The organism is Achromobacter sp. 46006 (genome assembly GCF_059761975.1).
Window position 1 is genome coordinate 21,270 of the sequence record NZ_JCBANN010000027.1, and the last position, 18,583, is coordinate 39,852.

General features: G+C 66.0%; 15 protein-coding genes, 1 tRNA gene and 1 pseudogene. 12 read left to right on the forward strand and 5 right to left on the reverse strand.

Features of this window, described 5'->3' with window-relative positions:
* Positions 1-124: 124 nt before the first annotated feature.
* Positions 125-1,507: a DKNYY domain-containing protein gene (locus AC6LKG_RS14680; protein ID WP_498165402.1), complete on the reverse strand. Its 1,383-nt coding sequence runs from the start codon at positions 1,505-1,507 to the stop codon at positions 125-127.
* A 173-nt stretch (positions 1,508-1,680) separates the two neighbouring features.
* Between AC6LKG_RS14680 and AC6LKG_RS14685 the strand changes: the two genes are divergently transcribed.
* Both AC6LKG_RS14685 and AC6LKG_RS14690 read left to right on the forward strand, forming a co-directional pair.
* Complete coding sequence (locus AC6LKG_RS14685) at positions 1,681-3,072, forward strand: uracil-xanthine permease family protein (protein ID WP_498165404.1); 1,392 nt, start codon at positions 1,681-1,683, stop codon at positions 3,070-3,072.
* A gap of 120 nt (positions 3,073-3,192) precedes the next feature.
* A tRNA-Leu gene (locus AC6LKG_RS14690) sits at positions 3,193-3,277 on the forward strand.
* Positions 3,278-3,394: 117 nt separating this feature from the next.
* Here the strand turns inward: AC6LKG_RS14690 and AC6LKG_RS14695 are convergent.
* Positions 3,395-4,678, reverse strand: coding sequence for a PepSY-associated TM helix domain-containing protein (locus AC6LKG_RS14695; protein WP_498165406.1), 1,284 nt, complete (start codon positions 4,676-4,678; stop codon positions 3,395-3,397).
* Between the two features lie 161 nt (positions 4,679-4,839).
* Here AC6LKG_RS14695 and AC6LKG_RS14700 point away from each other — a divergent pair, with 161 nt between their 5' ends.
* A complete protein-coding gene (locus tag AC6LKG_RS14700) occupies positions 4,840-6,939 on the forward strand; it encodes a TonB-dependent siderophore receptor (RefSeq protein WP_498165449.1) in 2,100 nt (699 codons plus the stop codon).
* On the opposite strand, the gene ftrA is transcribed toward AC6LKG_RS14700, so the two are convergent.
* A complete protein-coding gene (ftrA, locus tag AC6LKG_RS14705; protein ID WP_498165407.1) occupies positions 6,917-7,909 on the reverse strand; it encodes a transcriptional regulator FtrA in 993 nt (330 codons plus the stop codon). The two genes, AC6LKG_RS14700 and ftrA, sit on opposite strands and share 23 nt — an antisense overlap.
* A gap of 126 nt (positions 7,910-8,035) precedes the next feature.
* On the opposite strand from ftrA, the gene AC6LKG_RS14710 reads away from it, so the two are divergent.
* From AC6LKG_RS14710 to AC6LKG_RS14745, 8 genes and pseudogenes are all read left to right on the forward strand, one after another.
* Positions 8,036-8,470 (forward strand): rhodanese-like domain-containing protein, encoded by a 435-nt coding sequence (locus AC6LKG_RS14710; protein WP_498165409.1) that lies wholly within the window; start codon positions 8,036-8,038, stop codon positions 8,468-8,470.
* A gap of 205 nt (positions 8,471-8,675) precedes the next feature.
* On the forward strand, positions 8,676-10,460 hold the full coding sequence (locus AC6LKG_RS14715) for a sulfatase family protein (RefSeq protein WP_498165410.1): 1,785 nt from the start codon (positions 8,676-8,678) through the stop codon (positions 10,458-10,460).
* 212 nt (positions 10,461-10,672) lie between these two features.
* A complete protein-coding gene (locus tag AC6LKG_RS14720) occupies positions 10,673-11,689 on the forward strand; it encodes an amino acid ABC transporter substrate-binding protein (RefSeq protein ID WP_498165412.1) in 1,017 nt (338 codons plus the stop codon).
* Between the two features lie 203 nt (positions 11,690-11,892).
* On the forward strand, positions 11,893-12,174 hold the full coding sequence (locus AC6LKG_RS14725) for a peptidylprolyl isomerase (protein WP_006385706.1): 282 nt from the start codon (positions 11,893-11,895) through the stop codon (positions 12,172-12,174).
* Between the two features lie 179 nt (positions 12,175-12,353).
* Positions 12,354-12,578, forward strand: a pseudogene (locus AC6LKG_RS14730) (transposase); the annotation flags it as partial.
* A gap of 274 nt (positions 12,579-12,852) precedes the next feature.
* Positions 12,853-13,788 carry a 3,5-dioxohexanoate:acetyl-CoA acetone transferase gene (gene kce, locus AC6LKG_RS14735; RefSeq protein WP_498165413.1) on the forward strand — a complete coding sequence of 312 codons (936 nt, stop codon included), beginning with the start codon at positions 12,853-12,855 and terminating at the stop codon, positions 13,786-13,788.
* A gap of 129 nt (positions 13,789-13,917) precedes the next feature.
* Positions 13,918-15,117, forward strand: a complete 1,200-nt coding sequence (locus AC6LKG_RS14740; RefSeq protein WP_498165415.1) for an ABC transporter substrate-binding protein — start codon at positions 13,918-13,920, stop codon at positions 15,115-15,117.
* Positions 15,118-15,150: 33 nt separating this feature from the next.
* Positions 15,151-15,969 carry an SDR family oxidoreductase gene (locus AC6LKG_RS14745; protein ID WP_498165416.1) on the forward strand — a complete coding sequence of 273 codons (819 nt, stop codon included), beginning with the start codon at positions 15,151-15,153 and terminating at the stop codon, positions 15,967-15,969.
* 43 nt (positions 15,970-16,012) lie between these two features.
* Here AC6LKG_RS14745 and AC6LKG_RS14750 read toward each other — a convergent pair whose 3' ends face one another.
* Entirely contained in the window at positions 16,013-16,942 is a 930-nt protein-coding gene (locus tag AC6LKG_RS14750; protein ID WP_498165417.1) for a LysR family transcriptional regulator, read from the reverse strand.
* Positions 16,943-17,049: 107 nt separating this feature from the next.
* The gene (locus AC6LKG_RS14755) at positions 17,050-17,610 is read right to left on the reverse strand and encodes a hypothetical protein (RefSeq protein ID WP_498165418.1); all 561 of its coding nucleotides are present in this window, start codon (positions 17,608-17,610) and stop codon (positions 17,050-17,052) included.
* A 273-nt stretch (positions 17,611-17,883) separates the two neighbouring features.
* On the opposite strand from AC6LKG_RS14755, the gene AC6LKG_RS14760 reads away from it, so the two are divergent.
* The gene (locus AC6LKG_RS14760; protein ID WP_498165419.1) at positions 17,884-18,582 is read left to right on the forward strand and encodes an XRE family transcriptional regulator; all 699 of its coding nucleotides are present in this window, start codon (positions 17,884-17,886) and stop codon (positions 18,580-18,582) included.
* Position 18,583: the final 1 nt, after the last annotated feature.

An 18,583-nucleotide genomic window follows, 5' to 3' on the forward strand; every position in this document is an offset into this window, starting at 1 on the left:
GGCACGCCGGGACACCCCGCCCGGAGCGATCGCAGCCCTGGGGCCAGGGGGCAAGGCAACCAACATTCCACTCACAGGGCGAAAGCGCCGGGCCGGCTCCGCGGACGCAAGAACCGCCCCAGCCTCAATCAAAAATGGACATGATGCCGCTGCGATAACGCGTCTTGGCCTCCAGCACCTCTTCAAATTCCGGCACCGCCAGCTTGCCGCTGCGCACCAGCTTGCGAATGTCGTCCGCCTTGATCTGCCGGGTCTCCTGCGAGCGCAGCAGGAAATCCGCCGCGGCCGGATCCAGGATGCGATAGACCGGGCTGTGGATCAGTTGGGTCGCCCCCAGTTCGTCCAGGTAGTAGAGCGCGTCACCATTGCGCCAGACCGAACCGAAGCCGTGATAGACGTCGCCCAGCTTGGCCCATGGCCCCGTGGGCGCATCCTTGAACCGCAGGATCAGGGTGGACCTGGACAGCAGGCCGCCGCCCCCGCGCGAGCGGTTCCAGACTTCCTTGGTTTTGAAGAACAGCACCTGGCGATCATCCCGGAACACATACGGCGACAGCGCCGTGAAGCCGCCCGCCGCGAAGGGATCGTCGCCGGCCCGCTCGACTACCCGCTTCTCGCTGTTGTAGAAATAGACGCCGTCCTTGCTGGCGAACAGCGCGTGGAGCACATGGCCGCCGGCCTCGTTCAGCAGCCGGTACGGCGCATGCGCGGGGTCGAATGCCAGCGCGCCCAGGTACACCATGCCGTCGCGCGGATCATGCAGATACGGTTGGCGGTACAGGTTGCCGACCGTGAAGGTGTACAGCGCCGGATCGTCCGACAGCGGCAGCAGCGTCTCGCGGTAATAGACCCGGCGGCCATCGGCAAAGAAGTCGTTGCCTGGCCGCGTCTCGCCGCGCAGGATCGCGGCGATGCGACGCAACCGCGCCGGATCCGCCTGCGGCATTTCGCGGCCTTCGTAGAACACGCGCGCGCCGTCGGTGGCCAGTTGGCGGTCGAGCAGCGGCCGGTAGGGTTGCGCGCTGGCCGGCAGGGCCAGGAACGGATACAGGTAGGTCTGCGGCTTGTCGCCCTTGCCGGCGCGGTACAGGATCCGCTGCCAGAGTTCGTCCAGCCGGCCAAGTTCGTGATTGAGCTCGGAGGCGAAGTCGCAAAAGTAGGTGGTTGAGCCGTCGCTGAAGTAACTGTTGCCCAGATAGCGTGTCGATGCGGGCCGCATTCCCGGCAGCACCAGGTTGCCGCAATACACATGGCGGCCGTCGCGCGCCGCCTGCCGGCCGTCATAGCGGCCCGTGTCGAAGGTCTCGAACGCCGCCGGATCCGCTTCGCGCATCCGGTAATAGCCGTTGCTGGGCACGGCCGCGTAGACCTCTCCCTGGTAACGCTTGTAGATACTGCTGCCATAGGACTCGCCATGGTCGATGGCAGCGAAATCGTCGCCGCCATCGATCAGCCAGAACAGCAGCAACAGCGGCAGGATGGCCGTCAACAAGACCAGGACAATCACGATCCCTCGGGTGCGCTTGTGCATCGATTCCCGGGCCGGCGGCCCCTGGTTGGCGGACCAAAATTCTATCAAGCCCCCGGGTCGCGCCACGGCGGACGCACTGCGCCCGGATACCTTCCCCGCTAAAATCCCGCACTTTCCTCCCCTACCCCGCCCTGGCCGACCCTGCCGCCATGCAACCCGCCTCCCTGACCCAACCCGCCCCCCACGGCGCGTCCGACGACGCCAACCCCCGCCACGACCTGGTCTACGGCCCGGACGACCGCCCGGCTCCCCCCGTCGCCTTCGTCGCCGCCCTGCAGCACCTGCTGGCCATCCTGGTGCCCATCGTCACCCCCGGCCTGCTGATCTGCCAGGCCCTGGGCGTGAGCAGCCGCGACACCACCCTGATCGTGTCCATGTCGCTGGTCATCTCCGGCATCGCCACCTACGTGCAGTGCAAGCGCTTCGGCCCCTTGGGCGCGGGGCTGCTGATCGTGCAAGGCACCAGCTTCAACTTCGTCGGCCCGCTGATCGCCGGCGGCTCGGTCATGGTCAAGCAGGGCACCCCGGTCGAAGCCGTCATGGCCACGATCTTCGGCGTGGTCATCGCCGGCTCCTTCGTCGAGATGGGCATCAGCCGCATCCTGCCCTTCGTCAAGCGTCTGATCACCCCGCTGGTCACCGGCATCGTCGTGCTGCTGATCGGCCTGACGCTGATCAAGGTCGGCCTCATCAGCATGGGCGGCGGCTTCGGCGCCATGGCCAACGGCACCTTCGCCAGCGCCGAGAACCTGACGCTGTCCGGCCTGGTGCTGGGCACCATCATCCTGCTGAACCGCGTGCCGGTGGTATGGATCCGCAGCACCGCGCTGGTACTGGCGCTGGCCGTCGGCTACATCGCCGCCGCCTACATGGGCCGCCTGGACTTCACCGGCGCGCGCGAAGCCGCCCTGTTCCAGGTGCCGACGCCGCTGCACTTCGGCCTGGGCTTCTCGTGGGCGCTGTTCGTGCCGATGCTGATCATCTATCTGGTCACCTCGCTGGAGGCCATCGGCGACGTCACCGCCACCAGCAAGGTCTCCAAGCAGCCGGTCGAAGGCCCGCTGTGGATGCAGCGCATCAAGGGCGGCGTGCTGGTCAACGGCGCCAACTCGCTGCTGGCCGGCGTCTTCAACACCTTCCCCAGCTCGGTCTTCGCCCAGAACAACGGCGTCATCCAGTTGACCGGCATCGCCAGCCGCCACGTCGGCGTGTGGATCGCCGGCATGCTGATCCTGCTGGGCCTGTTCCCCACGGTCGCCGGCGTGCTGCAAGCCGTGCCCGAGCCCGTGCTGGGCGGCGCCGCCATGGTCATGTTCGGCGCCGTGGCCGCCTCGGGCATCAACATCCTGGCCGGCATCCACCTGGACCGCCGCGCCCTGCTGATCATCGCCGTGTCGCTGGCCCTGGGCCTGGGCGTGTCGCAAGTGCCCGAGATCCTGTCGCACCTGCCGCACGCAGTGAAAAGCGTGCTGGAATCGGGCGTGGCCACCGGCGGCATCTGCGCCCTGGTGATGAACTGGTTCCTGCCCGAGAAGAAGTGAGCCCCGCCGGCCGGGCGCCCCCCCGCGCCCGGCCCTGCCTGACAATTTTTCCCAGACCGCATATAATCGCGGTCTTCGCTTTACCCGCGACCGTCGCCTGGACGGCCCCGCGACCAGCCTGCCCGGGTGGTGAAATTGGTAGACGCAGGGGACTCAAAATCCCCCGCCGCAAGGCGTGCCGGTTCGATTCCGGCCCCGGGCACCAGATTGAAAAAGCCGCTACTGCAACGCAGGGCGGCTTTTTGTTTGAACTCGGCACTCGCTCCCGCAGCCCCGGTAAAAGAACAGCGCCACAAAAAAACAGCGCAATACAACCCCAGCATCAACTCAGCATTTCCCTGGCCACGAGCACAAGACATACGGCCAGCAGGCCGCAGCCCAGCCACCTCCACCGCCCAATGCCTTGCCACGAGACCGCCCATGGGGACCCGCCCGGGGAATGCTGCGCATCCACTGGCTGCCGTCGCCGTTTGCGCGCGGCCTGCGCCGCTTCCGCTATACGGATGCCGTAGATATAGGCGCCGGTCAACGACAGTGTGGTCAACAGAAGCCCGAAGGCGAACCACAGCAGTCTCACCGGCCAGCCGCCGAAAGTGCCGAAATGGATGGGGTCGGCCATCTCGCCGATGCGCTGGTGCAGGCTCATGTCCCGCCCATCGTTGCGCCCGACAATGGCGCCTGAAGCCAGCTCCACACCGATGACGTTGGCGCGCTCGCGCAACAGCCACCCGTCGGCCTGCCCGGCCAGCAACAAGACCTTGCCATCGGGGCTGGGCCGGACGCTGGATATCCTCAGCCCGGGCCACGCGGCCCGCGCCGCCGATATCGCCCTGTCGACATCGCGCGCGGCCAGCGGCGCGTGTTGCGCCGCGCCCTTGAGCTGCACGACCGCAGGCGGCAGCGGCGCCTTGGCGCCCAGCGATTCGAGCAGATACCAGAAAGCCGTCATGCCGATCAGAAGCATGAAGCCCAGGCTCCAGACGCCCGCCAAACGGTGCACGTCGCCCCACGTCAAGCGCGGCTTGCCTTTGCGTGGCCACACCAGGAAGCCGCGCCACCAGCGCTTGTAGATGAACAGGCTGCTGGCCAGCAGCAATAGCAGCGGGATCGACAGGAGGGTGACTAGCGGCACGCCAAATCGCGTGGGCAGCATGAGGCTGCGATGGATGTCCCGCAACCATCGCTGGGCGTTCCACCAGGAGGATTGCCCGGTCACCTGCGCGGTATGCGGATTTATCCATACGCGTAGCAATTCTCCATTCGCCTGACGCATGAGCGCCTCGGCGGCGAAGCGGTCGCCGTGCGCGGCGGCCAAGCTGCGCAGGCGCAAGTCGGGATGCGCCTGCTCTGCCGCCGCCAGCATTTCGCCCCAACTGGCGTGCCGTTCCTGCGGCGCCACGCGCATAGCGGGCTCGATCAACCAATCTATCTCTGCCGCAACCACCGCCAGCGTGCCGGTGCAGAAAACAAAGCTGAGCAGGATGCACAGCTTCAAACCGATCCAACTGTGCAGCTCGAACCAAAGCCTGCGCGCGGATGAACGCGCCTTGGCCGCGGGCGGCGCGGCAGGGGTGGATGCGACGGACGGTGAGACAGGCGGCGGCATGGACTGGAACGGGGTTGAAAGACGCCCAAAGCAGATGTTTCACGCACATCGCCGGACTCGAACCGCATTGTACGCTTACAATAAATGGTTTCTATTCTCATGAATGCCGCGCGCTTGTGCGTGTCCATTCCCTCAAGTCCTCAGACGCCAACCGTCCCATCATGCCCCTTCGATCCGTTCCGGCATTCGCCGCCACGCTGGCTCTGGCCGCGCCCTTTGCCGCTATGGCTCAAACGTCCGATTCTCCCGTGCAACTGCCTGTGGTACGCGTCACCGGGGAAGCCGACTCCGGCGAAAGCACGCTGTTCAACCCTATCGCGCCGCCCGAAGTCAACAAGTCGTCCGTGCCCCTGGCAAAGACGCCACAGTCGATCACCGTGGTGCCTCGGGCGGTCCTGGATGCGCAGCAGGCGCAGACCCTGGCCGACGCGCTGCATAACGTGCCCGGGGTGGTCGCCAATCAGTTTGGCCGTCGCGGCTGGGACGACCTCATCATCCGCGGTCAGGTGGCCTCGGATTCCCTGTTCCTGGACGGGCTGCGCACTGCGGCAAGCAATCGCATCGCCGAAACGCTTTTCGGCATGGAACAAGTGGAGGTCCTGAAAGGGCCCGCCTCGCTGCTTTACGGCCAGGTGCTGCCTGGCGGCCTGGTCAACATGGTCAGCAAACGCCCGCGCGCCGAGGCCTTTGCGGATGTCGCGACCACCGTGGGCAGCCACGACTTCCGGCAGGCTACGCTGGACATGGGCACGCCGTTGTCGGACAACGGCAAGGCCGCCTTTCGTATCAATGCCCTGGCGATGAACTCGCATGACGAAACCGACCATGTGTGGTTCAAGAACCGGTTCATCGCCCCTTCTCTGTCATTGGACCTGGGACCACGCACGGATTTCACCATCCTGACCAGCTACCAGGAACGCCGCTACATCCGCCAGCAGGGTTTGCCGATCGTGGGATCGGTCAAGTCGAATCCCAATGGCGCGATCCCCCGCGACCGCTTTACCGGCGAGCCCGGGCAGGACCCCTATCGCGGCTACCAAAGCCGCGTGGGCTACGCGTTGACGCATCGTTTCGACAATGGCTGGACGGTCAACCAGAATGTGCGCTGGCAAACGTTCACCCTCAATGGCCAGTTGGTCGCCAACGGCCAATTGCGCGCCGACAATCAAATGCTGCGGCGCACCGCCACGGACCAGCATTGGGACGGCGACACGATCACGCTGGACACCAACGCGCAGCGCAAATTCGCAACGGGATTCGGCAGCCACGAAATCACCGTTGGCCTGGACTACCTGCGCACGCGCGAGAACAGCCTGTCATACAACTGCTCGGTGCGCGACCTCAACGTCTACCAGCCGGCTTACGGCAGCCCCATCAACTGCCCCGCCAAGCCGCGCACCGACAGCAACAGCACCGTTCGCTCGATCGGGCTGTATGCGCGCGACCAGATCGCGCTGGGAGAACGATGGAACGCGGTCTTCGGCCTGCGCCATGACACCGCATCGACCTACTCGACCGACCATCTCACCCAGTCGCGAGACGACAGCAGCGACAACGCCATCACGGGATCGGGCGCATTGATGTACGAGGTCCTGCCAGGCGTGCGGCCCTATGTCAGCTACGCCACGTCGTTCTATCCGAACGGCGGCACCGACGCGAACGGCAATGCATTCAAGCCGGAGAACGGCCGCCAATGGGAAGCCGGCGTGAAGATCGACCTTGACGAGGGCGCAACCAGCCTCACCGTGGCGGCGTTCGATCTCGAGCGCCGAAACGTCCTCCAATCGGACCCGCTGAACGACGGCTACAGCATCGCGGTCGGCAAGCAGCGCACGCGCGGCGCGGAACTGGGATGGGCCTCTGACCTGGGCAATGGCCTGAGCCTGATGGGCGGATACGCGTATCTCTCGGCCATTGTGGTCGACGATGGCGGCCAACAGCCGTCGACCGACAATACCCGCCTGAATAGCGTCCCGCGGCACAGTTTCAACGTGACGGCGCGTTATCGGATGCGTGGCAGCCTGGCCGGCTGGGAACTGACGGGCGGCCTTCGCGGCGAAGGAAGCCGCTATACCTACGGCTACGACCTGCCGGGATATCTCGTGGCGGACGCAGGCGTGGCGTACAACGCGCAACGCTGGCGCGCGGCGCTGACCGTCAACAACCTGCTCGATAAACACTACTACGCGGGAGGGGTGCGCAACGCCGTGGCGCTGGGCGATGGGCGCATCGCCTTGCTTACGCTGTCGTACCGCCATTGAAATCATGGCGCGTTGCCCCGGGGCCGAACTTTTCCCGGTATGCGGTCGGACTGGTCTGTACGATACGCCGGAAATGCCTGCGCAGTGATTCCTCCGAGCCGAATCCGGCCAGTTCGGCAATGCGCCCAATCGGCAGGGGCGTTCTGGCTTCGAGCATTTCCCGGGCCAACGCCACGCGTTCACGCACCAGCCATTCATACGGCGCCATGCCGGTGGCATCGTGAAACTGCCGCTGCAGCGTGCGCGGACTCATGGCCGCGCGCTCCGCGAGTGAGCGCAACGTGTGCGGCGATGCGCAATGTTGGCGCATCCAGTCCATCAGCCTGGCCAGGCGTCCGCTTTCATCGTGCGGCACGGGGCGCGGCACGAATTGCGCCTGGCCGCCCTCTCGATGCGGCGCCACCACGAGCCGCTGCGCGACCCGATTCGCCACCGCCCCGCCGTAATCGTTCCGCACCAGATGGAGCAGCATGTCCAGTCCCGCGGCAGAGCCCGCGGACGTGATGACCTGCCCTTCATCGACATACAGCGCATCCGGCTCGACGCGCACATTGGGATAGCGTTGTTGCAGCTTGGCGGCGTATCGCCAGTGGGTCGTGACCGTCTTCCCATCCAGGACGCCAGCCGCCGCCAGCACGAACACACCGGAACAGATCGAACACAGCCGGGCGCCGCGCCGGTACGCCATGCGCAGCTTTTTCAGCAGTGGTGCGGGCGGCATCTCGTCCGCATCGCGCCAACCGGGCACCACGATCGTATCCGCGCGATCGAGCAGCTTGAGGGTGTAGGGCGCGGCAACGGTGATGCCGCCGGCAGCGCGCAGCGGGCCAGGCTCGCTGGCGCACACCGCGAAGCGATACCAATCCACACCAAGCTCGGGACGCTCGAGCGCGAAAAGCTCGGTGACGCAACCGAATTCGAAAGTGCAGAGCCGGTCATAGGCCAGCGCGACGACGAGATGATGAGCCATGGCGCAATGTTAACGGACATTGTCATTTACGCCACTTACGCCAATTTCGAGGCGCGGCCAGAATGGCGGCTCCTGGACCGATTTTCCAGGCGCTTTTCTTCCTCGTCCCCCATGCAAAGTTCAAACATGCCCATTGCCAACGCCGTCACCGCCGTCCCCGCCGCCGACAGCGCAACCGCGCTCGCCCACTTTCGCGCGGCGCTGCAGTTCGAGACCGATTGTTCCGATGTTTCCAGCGCGCTCGCCAGGGCCACGCCCGGCTTCGTGCTTCTGGATGTGCGCAGTCCCGCGCTGTTCGCGCAGGGCCACGTTCCAGGCGCGCACAACCTGCCGCACGGCAAAATCGTGGAATCGAAACTGGTGAACTATCCCGCAGACACGCTCTTCGTGACGTATTGTGCGGGTCTGCACTGCAACGGCGCCACACGCGGCGCTTTGCGGCTGGCGCAGTTGGGGCGGCCGGTGAAAGTGATGATCGGCGGCATCACGGGGTGGCTGGACGAGGGTTTCACGCTTGCGACAAGCGCCGAGCCGCGCGACTGCGCGCCCGGCCCAGCGTAGCCGCAAGCGCCCCGTCGAGCGCCGGGCCCGGGGGGGATCGCGCGTCATTGACATCCGTCATGATGCCGGCGCTTTCCTCCTCACCATAATATGGCCATCCCTTCGCCCTGCTCTCGCACGGCTGTCGGGGCCAGACGCCAGGCCCGCTCCCCGAACCAGGCGGCGAATTTTCCCAGCGGTTTTCCTTTGTGCTGCAGAGGTGCCCATGAAAAACGTCGACCCCACCGCAAAACTCATCGCACGGCGGCGCTTCATGGCCCTGGCCGGCGGTCTCGCCGCGGCGCCACTTGCCGCCCTGGCTGAAGTCACTGCCGCGCCCCAGGCGGGGGCCCCCGCGTCTGCCGGCCGCCCATCCAGGCGCCAGCGCCAGCCGAATGTGCTTTTCGTTTTCACCGATCAGGAGCGCTATTTCAAGGAATACCCGCCGGGCTTCTCCCTGCCGGGCCATGAGCGCCTGATGCGTCGGGGCGTCAGCTTCACCAACCACTACTGTCCGGCGGTGATGTGTACCAGTTCGCGCGCGGTATTGCTGACCGGTTTGCAGACGCCCGACAACCGGATGTTCGAAAATGCCGACATGCCCTACGTGCAGGCGCTTTCGACCAAGATACCGACCGTCGGCCATATGCTGCGCAAGGCGGGGTACTACACCGCCTACAAGGGAAAATGGCACCTGGACCGGGAATTCGACACCGATACCCCCTCGCGCCTGTTCACCTCCGAGATGGACACCTATGGCTTCTCGGATTTCGCCTGGCCGGGCGATGTCCTCGCCCATTCGCTGGGAGGCTATAAGCATGATCAGATGATCGCCGGCAGCGCTATCTCGTGGCTGCGCGATCGGGGTCAACAACTGCATGCGCAGGGCAAGCCATGGGCGCTTTTCGTCAGCCTCGTGAACCCGCATGACATCATGTACTTCAATACCGATCGGCCGGGCGAGGCGGTGCAGGACACTGGCCACTTGCTCATGCACGCGACGCGTGCCCCGGACCACCCAAGCTATCGCAGGACATGGCATGCGCGCCTGCCGGCCACGCTTGGCCAGCCGCTCGATGCGCCCGGCCGGCCTGGCGCGCACGCGGAATTCAGTCGGGCCTGGGGCTACACCCTTGGAGCGATTCCATTGGAGGAGCAGCGTTGGCAGCGCTTCAGCGACTTCTACCTGAATTCGCTGGTTTCGGTCGACCAGCAATTGGTCAGGATCCTGGATGAGGTCGAGGCGCTTGGCCTTGCCGGCAATACGATCATCGTCTTCACCTCCGATCATGGCGAAATGGGCGGCGCCCACGGCTTGCGCGGCAAAGGGCCATTCGCCTACCAGGAGGCCATCCATCTGCCGCTGTTGATATCCCATCCCGACACCCGGGGCGGCCAGACATGTGGCGCGCTGACCGGCCACATCGACCTGGTGCCGACGCTCCTGGCGATGTGCGGCGCGACCGCCGGCCAGGCCGCCGATTACGCGAACCGGGAACTGCCGGGCAAGGATTTCTCGGGGCTGTTCAGCCGGCTGGCAAACGCGGGCATCAACGACACACGCGAGAGCGTGCTGTTCACCTACAGCGGGCTGGCAACCAACGATAGCGAGCTGATACGGCTGATCGCCCAAGCCAGGGCGACGGGCAAGGATCCGAAGACTGCGATCAAGGCCAGCGGCTACCGGCCGAACCTGCGCAAGCGCGGCAGCCTGCGCACAGTCTTCGATGGCCGCTACAAGTTCACCCGCTATTTCTCGCCGCTACAGCGCAATCGTCCGGCCACGCTCGACGAGATCTATCGCTGGAACGACGTCGAGCTTTTCGATCTGCGGGCGGACCCGGCGGAAACAATCAACCTGGCGGCCGATCAGGCGCGCAATGCGGCGTTGGTTGTCGCGATGAATGCCAAGCTGGAAGCGGAGATCAAGGCGCAGATCGGCGTGGATGACGGGCGCGAAATGCCCGACATCGAAGGCGTCGACTGGCGGATCGATCGGCTCGACCTGTAGCTTCGCCGCGCGGCGGCGGCCACGCGCTCTGCCCGCCCTCGGACAGGGGCAGGCAGACCGCGCGCGCGATCCCATTGACGCCGTAAATTCCGCCCAGTGGATTTAAGGGGAATTCCCTGATTCTCCGCCCCAAGGGCGGTCGATACCATTCGCCGCAATTCCACCGATCGGCGGATACAGACCAATATGTTGCGCCCCCGCGCGGAGACACCATGAAAGCACTGACTACCATCGCGGCCGGCGCCGCGCTCCTTCTCTCGTCGTGGGGCGCCAGCGCGGGCGTGACGTTCGAGAGCGTCAAGAACAAGGGCTTCGTGCAGTGCGGCGTGTCCACCGGCGTGGCCGGCTTTTCGGTGAATGACAGCAAGGGCGGCTGGATGGGACTGGACGTGGACCTGTGCCGCGCCATCGCGGTGACCATGTTCGGCGATGCTTCCAAGGCCAAGATCATGGCCGTCAGCGCGGTGCAGCGCTTCACCGCCCTGCAGTCCGGCGAAGTCGACGTCCTGCCGCGCAACACCACCTTGTCCCTGACGCGCGACACCACGCTGGGCCTGATCGGCGTGGGCGTGAACTACTACGACAGCCAGGGCATCATGGTGAACAAGTCCCTGAACGTGAAAAGCGCCAAGGAACTGGACGGCGCTACCATCTGCGTGCAGCCCGGCACCACCTCCGAACTGAACCTGTCCGATTGGTTCCGTTCGCACAATATCGCCTTCAAGCCCGTGGTGGTCGAACGCCTGGACGAGATCATCCGCGCCTTCGCGGTGGGGCGCTGCGACGCCTTCACCGGCGACAAGTCGCAACTGGCCGCGGCCCGCACCAATCTGGAGAATCCCGAAAAGTACGACATCCTGCCGGAGAACTTCTCCAAGGAGCCGCTGGGCCCGATGGTGCGCCAGGGCGACGAGCAATGGTTCAACGTGGTGCGCTGGTCGCTGAACGCGATGCTGGAGGCCGAGGAATACGGCATCACCTCGAAGAATGTCGACGAGATGCTCAAGAGCACCAATCCCAACATCCAGCGCATCCTGGGCGTGACTCCGGGCATGGGCAAGAACCTGGGCGTGGACGACAAGTGGGCCTATAACATCATCAAGCAGATCGGCAACTACGGCGAAAGCTTCGAGAAGAACCTGGGGGAATCCAGCCCGATGAAGCTGGCGCGGGGGCTGAACGCGTCGTATCGGAATGGCGGGTTGATGTATGGGTGGCCGGTGCGGTGACGCGGCGGCCAGCCTGAAGACAGGAGCGGGCGCGGTGGGCGCCCGTTTTTGTTGCGCGTCCGCTGACACCTATTCCAAGATGTAAGAACGGGCTGTCGCGCGACGGGGGCGCGCACCAACCCCGTTTATGATGGAACGGTAGCGAGTCCGCGCAAATGCGTTACTCTCCCCACCCCAATCATTCCCCCGCAAGGAGCCTCAACATGGCACAAGCCTCCGCCCGCCACATCCTGGTCTCGACCGAAGCCAAGGCCAACGAACTGAAAACCGCCATCGAGAACGGCGCCGACTTCGCCCAACTGGCCAAGGAAAACTCGAGCTGCCCGTCCAGCCGCGACGGCGGCAACCTGGGCACGTTCGGCCCGGGCCAGATGGTCAAGGAATTCGACACCGTGGTGTTCAGCGCCCCGGTCGGCGAAGTCCAGGGTCCGGTCAAGACCCAGTTCGGCTACCACCTGGTCGAAGTGACCAGCCGCAAGGACTGAGTCCCCGCTGACCGCAGGACAAGGCCGCCGCCGGAAATTTCCGGCGGCGGCTTTAATGAGATGGTCTGCCCGATCCCCGCGAAGCGGTACGCTGAGTGGGGATAGTTCTTTCTGGGAGACCTCTCATGAGCACCGTCACGCTGATCGGCGTCGATCTGGGCAAGCATAGTTTCCATCATGAACGCAGCCAGCGGCTCTTGGAGATACCCGGCATCGGGCCGATCACGGCCAGCGTGTTGATGACAGAGCTGGGCGATGCGCGGCAATTCGGTTCGGCGTGCCAGTTTGCCGCTTCGGTGGGCCTGGTGCCACGCCAGTGAAGCACCGGCGGCAAACCCACGCTGCCGGGCATTAGCAAGCGTGGCGACAAGAACCTCAGGCGGCTGCTCCTGGTTTTGCGACGCGAGTACGTGAAGACATAAACGGCTCAACGGCCTAGCAAGATTGCAAAAATCGGGCTGACCATAGATTTTCATGGGCGCGGTCCGGGCGCCGGCGGCGCCGCGGCCCTCGATGGCGGACGGATGATCGCTCGCGCCAGGCGGCGCTGCGCCGCAGCACCGGATTCCCTATCAATTGATAATTTCTGTTCAGGTGACAGCGGCCGGCGGCGTGCGACAGAATGGCCTGCGCCCGGCGGGAGACAGCCGGGTCTCAACATCCAAGAGGTCCAGGCCCATGAAGCCATCCAGGAACAAGGTCATCGTTACCTGCGCCATCACCGGTTCGGTCCATACGCCGTCGATGTCGCCATACCTTTCGGTCACGGCCGACGAGATCGCCCGCTCCGCCATCGAGGCGGCCGAGGCCGGCGCGGCCATCGTGCATCTGCATGCGCGCCAGCCGGACACCGGCCAGCCTACTCAGGATCCGGCGCTGTATGCGCAATTCCTGCCGCGCATCAAGGCGGCGTCCGACGTGGTGATCAACATCACCACGGGCGGCTCGCCGGTGCTGCCGCTGGCCGACCGCATGGCGCCGGCGCTGCGCTTCAAGCCCGAGGTCGCGTCGCTGAACATGGGGTCGATGAACTTCGGCATGTACGAACTGCTGGAACGCTTCAAGACCTTCGCGCACACGTGGGAACGCCCCTACCTGGAAGGCAGCAACGACTTGATCTTCAAGAACACCTTCAAGGACATCGAGCACGTCCTGGCGTCCTGCGGCGACAACGGCACGCGCTTCGAGATCGAGTGCTACGACATCGGCCACCTCTACACCGCGGCCCACTTCGTCGAGCGCAAGCTGCTCAAGCCGCCTTTCCTGATCCAATCCGTGTTCGGCATCCGCGGCGGCATCGGCACGCACCCCGAGGACGTGATGATGATGAAGCGCACCGCCGACCGCCTGTTCGGCGCCGACTATGTCTGGTCGGTACTGGCGGCCGGGCGCAAGCAGACACCGTTGGCGACCATGGCGGCCACGATGGGCGGCAATGTCCGCGTGGGGCTGGAGGATTCGCTGTGGGACGGGCCGGGCGAACTGGCGCGGTCCAACGCCGATCAGGTGCGGCGCATCCGCCGCATCCTGGAAGACTTGTCGCTGCAGATCGCCACGCCGGCCGAGGCGCGCGCGATGCTGCGCCTCAAGGGCGGCAATGAAGTCGCGTTCTGAATGATCGCGCCCCGCGCCCGGCCGCCAATGGCGGCGGCCTGGGCCGCGCGCCCCAAGCCGCTGGGCAGGAATCGCCCGCTGCATCGGGACGCTTGAACATCACGGATCCGCAGGATCGAGGAGACACCCATGAAAAAGACACTGTCTGCGGCCGCGCTGGCCACTGTATTGGCCTGGACGGGCGCGGCCCGCGCCGATGACGGCGTGATCCGCATCGGCTTCATCACCGACATGTCGGGATTGTCGGCCGATGCCGACGGCCCAGGCGGCGCCGAGGCGATCAAGATGGCGGTGGCCGACCTGGGCGGCGCGGTGGCGGGCAAGAAGGTCGAGGTGTTGGTGGCCGACCACCAGAACCGCGCCGACATCGCCTCGTCGCGGGCCCGCGAATGGCTCGACCAGAAAGGCGTGAACATGCTGATCGCCGGCGCCAACTCGGCGGCCGCGCTGGCCATGGCCAAGGTGGCCGAGGAAAAGAAGACGCCGTTCTTCGTGGTGAGCGCGGGCGCCTCGGAACTGACCAACACGCAATGCACGCCCTACACCGTCCACTACGCCTACGATACCGTGTCGCTGGCGCGCGGCACGGCGCGCGCCATGCTCAAGGAAGGCAACAAGGACTGGTTTTTCCTGACGGTTGACCACGCCTTCGGCCAGGCGCTGGAACGCGATGCGTCGACCGTGGTGCAGGCCGAAGGCGGTACGGTCAAGGGGCGCGTGCGCCATCCGCTGAACACGGCCGATTTCTCGTCGTTCATCCTGCAGGCGCAGGCTTCGGGCGCGTCGGTGCTGGGCCTGGCCAACTCCGCCAGCGATACCAGCAACGCCGTCAAGGCGGCCGCCGAGTTCGGCCTGACGCCCCGAATGAAGATCGCCGGCCTGCTGGTGCTGATCACCGACATCCACGCGCTTGGCCTGCCGGCCGCGCAGGGCATGTACCTGACCACGGCCTGGTACTGGGACCAGGACGATGCCTCGCGCCAATGGGCCGCGCGCTTCGAGGAAAAGATGAAGAAGAAGCCGTCGATGCTGCAGGCCGGCGACTACTCGGCCGCGACCACCTACCTGAAGGCGGTCGCGGCCACCGGCAGCACCGATGGCGATACGGTGATGCAATGGCTCAAGGCCAACCCGGTGAACGACTTCTTCGTCAAGGACGGCAGGATCCGCGCCGACGGCCTGATGGTGCATGACATGTTCCTGATGCAAGTGAAAACGCCGGCGGAGTCCAAGGGCCCGTGGGACTACTACAAGCTGGTGGCGCGCGCGCCCGGCGACCAGATCTACACCTCGCCGGCCCAATCCACCTGCCGCCTGATGAAACACTGACCCGGCGCGGACTCGCACCACAAGGAACAAATCATGACAGCCAAGAATCCCGTCCCGGCGGACATCGGCGCCCTGCCCGTGGACCTGAGCGGCAAGCGTGTCATCGTCACGGCGGGCGCGGCCGGCATCGGCGCGGCCATCGCCGGCGCTTTCGGGGCGCGTGGCGCCCACGTGCACGTTTGCGATGTGGACGAAGAAGCGCTGGCCGCCTGCCCGCACGCCTGGGCGCGCGCGGACGTGAGCCGGCGCGACGAAATCGAACGCTACATGGGCGAGGCGCTGGCGCACCTGGGCGGGCTGGACGTGCTGGTGAACAACGCCGGCATCGCCGGCCCGACCGCCGGTATCGGCGACATCACGCCGCAGGATCTGGACGCGACGCTCGATATCAACCTGGCCGCGCAGTTCCATACCGTGCGGCACGCGCTGCCGGCGCTGCGTCAGGCCGGCGGCGGCAGCATCATCAACATCAGTTCGGTCGCCGGCCGCATGGGCGTGCCGATGCGCACCCCTTATGCCGCCACTAAGTGGGGCGTGGTCGGGCTGACCCGTTCGCTGGCGATCGAGCTGGGCGGCCATGGCATCCGCGTCAACGCACTGCTGCCGGGGCTGGTGGCCGGTCCGCGCATCGATCGGGTGATCGAGGCCCGCGCCCGCAACATGGGCCTGACGGTGGCAGAGGAAACGCGGCTCGAACTGGCCGGTGTCAGCCTGGGGCAATTCGTGCGCGCAGCCGACATCGCCAACATGGCGCTGTTCCTGGCCAGCCCTTTCGGCGCCATGATCAGCGGGCAGGCCATCAGCATCGACGGCGACCTGCAATCGCTGCCGTGGCAACCGCCGGCAGGATAAGCCCGGCCCCGCCCGGTGCGCCCCCGTCTTTGGGGCCTGGCGTCTAGGGCAACAGTTGGATGGTGCTGGCGTAGACGCCCTGCTGCCGCGCCCGGGCCGCGGCCCGCAGGGCGTCGAGCAGGCGTTCGGCCGACTCCTGGCTGGCGGCCTCGTTGCGCGCGATCAGCACGAAATCGAACCACTGGCGCGCGGCCAGCGGCAACGCCACCAGCTCGGGATACGCCGACACGATATCGGCCGCCGACAGCGCGTTGATCAGGCTGATGCCGCGCACCGCGCGCACCGTGCCCGGCAACAACGACATGTGCGCGCGCATGCCGGAGCGCAGTTGCAGCGATTCGGCCACGTCGCCCTGCGGCATGACGTAGTCGGACCACAACGGCTGCACATAGCTGTCGGGGCGGATGTCGCCGACCGCCACGACCTCGCCGCGCGCCAGCGGATGCTCGCGATGGACGATGGCCATGACATCGGTGCGCAGGAAGGGCCGGAAGGCCAGCCGCGCGCTTTCCTGCGACACCGCGCCCAGGCCGAAGTCGGCACGCATGGTGTCGACGGCGCTGATCACCTGCACCGAGGATTCCAGGTCGATGGAGAAAGGCTGCGTGCCATTGGCCGCGAGATAACGGCGCACGGCGTCCGGCGCGTAGGACAAGGCCAGCGCCGGCGAGGTGGCGACGCGCAGGCCGCGGCCGCCGAATTGCTCGATGCTGTGCAAGGCCTCGTCGATGCGCACCAGTTCATCGAGCACGAACTTGGCTTCGCCGTACAGGTACTGCCCGGCCTCGGTCGGCCGCAAGGTCTTGTGGGAACGGTCGAACAGCCGCACGCCGGTGGCCTGCTCGAGCCGGGAAATGGCGTGGCTGACGGCCGGTTGTGTCAGGTGCATGGCCTGCGCGGCCTGCCGGGTGGACCCGGTCATGACCACGGTGTAGAAGATACGCAGGTCGTGGATGTTGAAATTGCGCTTCATGCGGTGTCGCGGCGCTCCGGTTGCGGCGGAATCCCGCTCCGCCTGGTTCCTGATTCTAGGTCGAGTTGGCGTCCTGGCGGACTGCGGCGCACGGAAGCGGCCTCAAACTATCGGACGGAAGGGCGCACCTGCGGCGCCGTCACCAGCGCGCGCCGCCGCAAGAGCGGCAGCAACGCCGCCTTGGCCTCCTGGTAGGCTGCGTGCTGCTGCGCGGGCGTAAGGCGCGGATTGCTGAAGACGCGGGCGCCGGCGGCTTTGTTGCCGGCGTGCACGCCAATGGCGGAGCGCTGCTGCCACGGCAGCTCGTCGATACACAGCTCGGTCTGCTCGCCGCGTGTGGCGGCGAGGCGGGCGTCGACGTCTTCGTCGTCATAGGTGTCGTCGGAAGTCATGCCCCGCGCGAAGGCCGAGACCCTGCCCACGCCCAATTGCGGCCGGTAGCCGCGGCTCCAGTGGTACCACTCCATGATCAGCGCTTCGACCTGATCCGATTCCTCTCGCGTCATGTCCTGCCCCTTCTGTTGCTGGCCACGCGCGCCGCTCTGCGGCCCTGCCTGTGGCACGGCAGACCGCGCGGCCATCGAACGCGCGATCGCGGCGCCCGCCTGCGATGCCGCGCCGATCCAGTCCTGCGGGGCCCGCAGGGCCATGTTTCCTGCCTGATTCATTTGCCGCTCCTTGCCATTGGGTTCGGGGGTGGCGCCCGCCGCCTGGGGCGGGAACCGGGAAGGCGCCACGCGGGCACCCGGGCTGCGGACGGGCGTTGCCAGCGTCCGGATGGGTTGTTGGGAGAAGCCCTTCGGTAGCGATACGCTACCCACGCTTCCGTCTGATAACGGCACACGTTTCGTGTAATTCATGGTTGAAATTCTACAAATGTATAATCCCGATTTCAACACTTGTTGTTGCACAATTTTCCACAACTGTTTAGTGTTCCCGCCATGGCTCTCGGAAAACAAATCAGGCGCTACCGCGCCGCCCTCGGTCTCACCCTGGAACAGCTCGAAGCGCGCACCGGCGTGGGGGCCGGCACCATCGCCGCGCTCGAAGGGCGCGACAGCGAGCGCTCCAAATATGCCGCCCGGCTTGCGGCGGGGTTGGGGCTGTCACTGGAACAATTGCTGGACGAAGCCTCGCAATATCCGCCCGACATCGTGTTGGCCGGGGCCGGCGGCGCCAGCCCCGTGGCCGACGACGGCGCCGCCGACGACCTGCGCATACCCCGCTTCGATACGGGCGGCGCCATGGGCCCGGGGGTGGAGTTGCGCGACCAGCCCGGCGTGATCCAGAGCCTGCGCGTGAGCCAGGAATGGCTGCACAAGAACCTGCGGCACTACACCGCGGCCGCCAACCTGTGCGTGGTGACGGGTTTCGGCGACAGCATGCGGCCCATGTACAACCCGGGCGATCCGCTGCTCGTGGACCTGGGCGTGGTCAAGGCCGACGTCGACGGCGTGTTCTTCTTTCGTGTCGGCAACGAGGGCTTCATCAAGCGCTTGCAACGCATCCCCAGCGCCAACGGGCTGCTGATCCGCGCGAAATCCGAGAACACCCGGTACGACGCCTGGGACATCACCGAAGACATGGACCTGCAGATATTCGGCCGCGTGCTGAAGGTCTGGCGCAGCGAGGACCTGTAAC